Source organism: Marinobacter sp. UBA2498 (assembly GCF_002341575.1).
Lineage (GTDB): Bacteria > Pseudomonadota > Gammaproteobacteria > Pseudomonadales > Oleiphilaceae > Marinobacter > Marinobacter manganoxydans.
Genome location: NZ_DDOI01000101.1, coordinates 7,637 through 10,662, shown reverse-complemented (window position 1 = coordinate 10,662; position 3,026 = coordinate 7,637). Strand labels below are relative to the sequence as shown.

At 57.7% G+C, this 3,026-nt stretch carries 3 protein-coding genes and 1 pseudogene; all 4 read left to right on the top strand.

The features are described from left to right. Positions 1 to 371, top strand: a pseudogene (locus tag B2W52_RS14100) (flavodoxin-dependent (E)-4-hydroxy-3-methylbut-2-enyl-diphosphate synthase); the annotation flags it as partial. A 49-nt stretch (positions 372 to 420) separates the two neighbouring features. Further along, positions 421 to 1,701, top strand: coding sequence for a histidine--tRNA ligase (gene hisS / locus B2W52_RS14095; RefSeq protein WP_273071041.1), 1,281 nt, complete (start codon positions 421 to 423; stop codon positions 1,699 to 1,701). 52 nt (positions 1,702 to 1,753) lie between these two features. Next, on the top strand, positions 1,754 to 2,410 hold the full coding sequence (locus B2W52_RS14090; protein ID WP_064228076.1) for a YfgM family protein: 657 nt from the start codon (positions 1,754 to 1,756) through the stop codon (positions 2,408 to 2,410). Continuing rightward, positions 2,410 to 3,026, top strand: a 617-nt coding sequence (locus B2W52_RS14085) for an outer membrane protein assembly factor BamB family protein (RefSeq protein WP_286803632.1), incomplete at its 3' end; no start/stop codon positions are given. The genes B2W52_RS14090 and B2W52_RS14085, both read left to right, overlap by 1 nt.

The following is a 3,026-nucleotide window of genomic DNA, read 5'->3' as shown; positions in this document are numbered from 1 at the left end:
TGGGCTTCGATATACTGAAGAGCCTGCGCCTGCGCAGTCGCGGTATAAACTTCATCGCCTGTCCCAGCTGTTCCCGGCAGAATTTCGATGTCATCCAGACCATGAATGATCTGGAAGCCCGTCTGGAGGATGTAAACGATTCTCTCGATGTGGCGATCATCGGGTGCATCGTAAACGGCCCGGGTGAGGCCAAAGTGGCGGATCTCGGACTTACCGGCGGCAGCCCCAAGAACCTTTTTTATAAGGCGGGCAAGCCGAATCAGAAGCTGGACAACGCCACACTGACTGACGATCTGGAACGCCTGATTCGCGAGGAAGTGGCACGTCGCAAGGAACAGGAAGAATCGATCATTGCTCGTTCGGACAACTGATCGTTTCCATTCCCGGGCATAACCATCCAGACAGAGTTAAGGGTTAACATTGGCAAAGATTCAGGCAATTCGCGGGATGAACGATATCCTGCCGGAGCAGACGCCCCTGTGGCAGTTTGTGGAGTCCACGGTTCGCAAGGTACTGGCCCAGTACGGCTACCAGGAAATCCGCATGCCGATTGTGGAGCAGACGGAGCTGTTCAAGCGTTCGATTGGTGAAGTCACCGACATTGTCGAAAAGGAAATGTATACCTTTGAGGACCGCAACGGGGACAGCCTGACGCTGCGCCCTGAGGGAACGGCGGGCTGCGTTCGGGCGGCCGAGGAACATGGCCTGCTGTTCAACCAGACCCGACGGCTCTGGTACACCGGGCCCATGTTCCGCCACGAGCGGCCGCAAAAAGGTCGGTACCGCCAGTTCCACCAGATCGGTGTGGAATGCTTTGGTATGAGCGGTCCGGACATTGATGCCGAGTTGCTGATACTGACCGCAAGACTCTGGAAAGAGCTGGGGCTCGCTGAGCATACCCGTCTGGAAATCAATTCCATTGGAACCTCCGAATCCCGCCGGGTTTACCGTACAGCCCTTGTGGAATATCTGAGCCAGTTCAAGTCAGACCTGGATGCGGACAGTCAGCGCCGCCTGGAGTCGAACCCCCTGCGCATTCTGGACAGCAAGGATCCCTCCACTCGCAAGATCCTGGAAGATGCTCCCAGCCTCGACGATTATCTCGATGACGAGTCACGTGAGCATTTCGACCGACTGAAAACACTGCTGGATGCCGCTGGCGTGAAATATTCCGTGAATCCGGCCCTGGTCCGCGGACTGGATTATTACGGCAAAACCGTTTTTGAATGGATAACCGACAGTCTCGGCGCCCAGGGCACTGTGTGCGCCGGCGGCCGGTATGACGGCCTGGTGGAACAGCTTGGCGGCAAGCCGACGTTCGCGGTTGGGTTTGCAATGGGCCTGGAGCGCCTTATCCTGCTGCTGGAGACGCTTGAGCTGGTTCCGGATTACGTGAACAGTAACGCCGATATTTATGTGACAGCGATGGGTGACGCGTCGCTGGCGCCAGCTTTGGTGCTGGCCGAAAAATTACGCGCAGCATTGCCGGACCGGGTGATCGTTTCCCATTGTGGCGGCGGTAGCTTCAAGAGCCAGATGAAAAAGGCTGACCGGAGTGGCGCCAGGTATGCGGTGATTCTGGGTGAGAACGAAGTGGCCAAGGGTACCGCAGGGGTGAAGCCCTTACGAGCTGATGAGCCCCAGACCGAAGTTGCCCAGGACGAACTTGCCGACATTCTGGCAACGTCGCTGGCCAGCTGAATCTGACCAAAATGATTGATATAAAAGCAAAAATTCAACGATAGGAGTCCCCATGGCAGAGTTGCGCACCGAAGAAGAACAGGTCCAGGCGATCAAGGACTGGTGGAAGAAAAACGGCAGTTCTCTGCTGATCGGCATTGGTGCAGCCCTGGCCATTGTTTTTGGCTGGCAGGCCTGGCAGAACCATCAGGCGCAGCAGCGCACCGAGGCAGCCAACCAGTTTGCCAATCTCCTCAATGCCTTCAGTGATCAGGCTGATGAAACCAGTGGCGAGACCGTCGCTTTCGTAGCGCAGACCCTGCGGGAGGACTACACGGATAGCGCCTATGCGGTTTACGGTAACCTGATCCTCGCCCGTCAGCAGTTGATGCAGGAGGGTAACGCAGAAGCCGCCATTGATTCCCTGAAGTGGGCATTGGAAAAAACCGGAGAGCATGAGGCACTGGCGCTTGTGGTCCGTAATCGTCTGGCTCGTGCCCAATTCTCCGCAGGCCAGTACGAAGCTGCTCTGGCCACCATCGAGGGCGCCGGTGATGCCGATGCGTTTGATGCCATGTACTCCGAACTCCGTGGCGATATCCTGCTGGCGCAGGGTGACCGGGAGGGCGCACGTGAGGCCTACCTTGCCGCCCGTGAACAGAGCCAGCAAGGTCGCAGCGGTATTCTGGAGCTGAAACTGGCAGACCTCGGTGTCGGGGAGGATGCCTGATGCCGGTTATCCGCGACAGGATCTCAAAACGCGGACTGCTGATGGCGCTGGCAATGCTGGCGGCACTTTCCGGGTGTAGCACCACGGATACTTTCGAACAACCTGTTCCGGTTCCCGAGATTGAGGCGACCGCCGAATTCAAGAGAGTCTGGAGCATGTCCGTGGGCGACGGTCATGATGGTGATTTTCTCTACCTGGCACCCCTGAATACCGGTGATCTGATCTACGCCGCATCGGCAGATGGTGAGCTTTACGCAGTGGCCTCGGATTCCGGCAAGGTTGTCTGGGAATCAGAATTTGAGGAGCGCATCTTCTCTGGTCTCGGCGGTGATGGGCAGTATCTTTACCTGACCACCGAGAACGCGGATCTGGTAGCCCTTTCCCGTGAGGACGGCTCCGAGGTCTGGCGTCAGCCTCTGCCGACGGAAGTACTGTCAGCGCCCCAGTCCAATGGCTCGCTCGTTGTTGCCCAGACCACTGATGGCAAGGTTCTCGGCTTCAGCGCCGCTGATGGCGAGAAGCTATGGCAGTATGACGGAACCGTTCCGGTCCTTTCGATGCGGGCCGCCGCTGCACCTCTGGTCGGTGGTGATGTGGTGATTGCATCCTTTGCCAG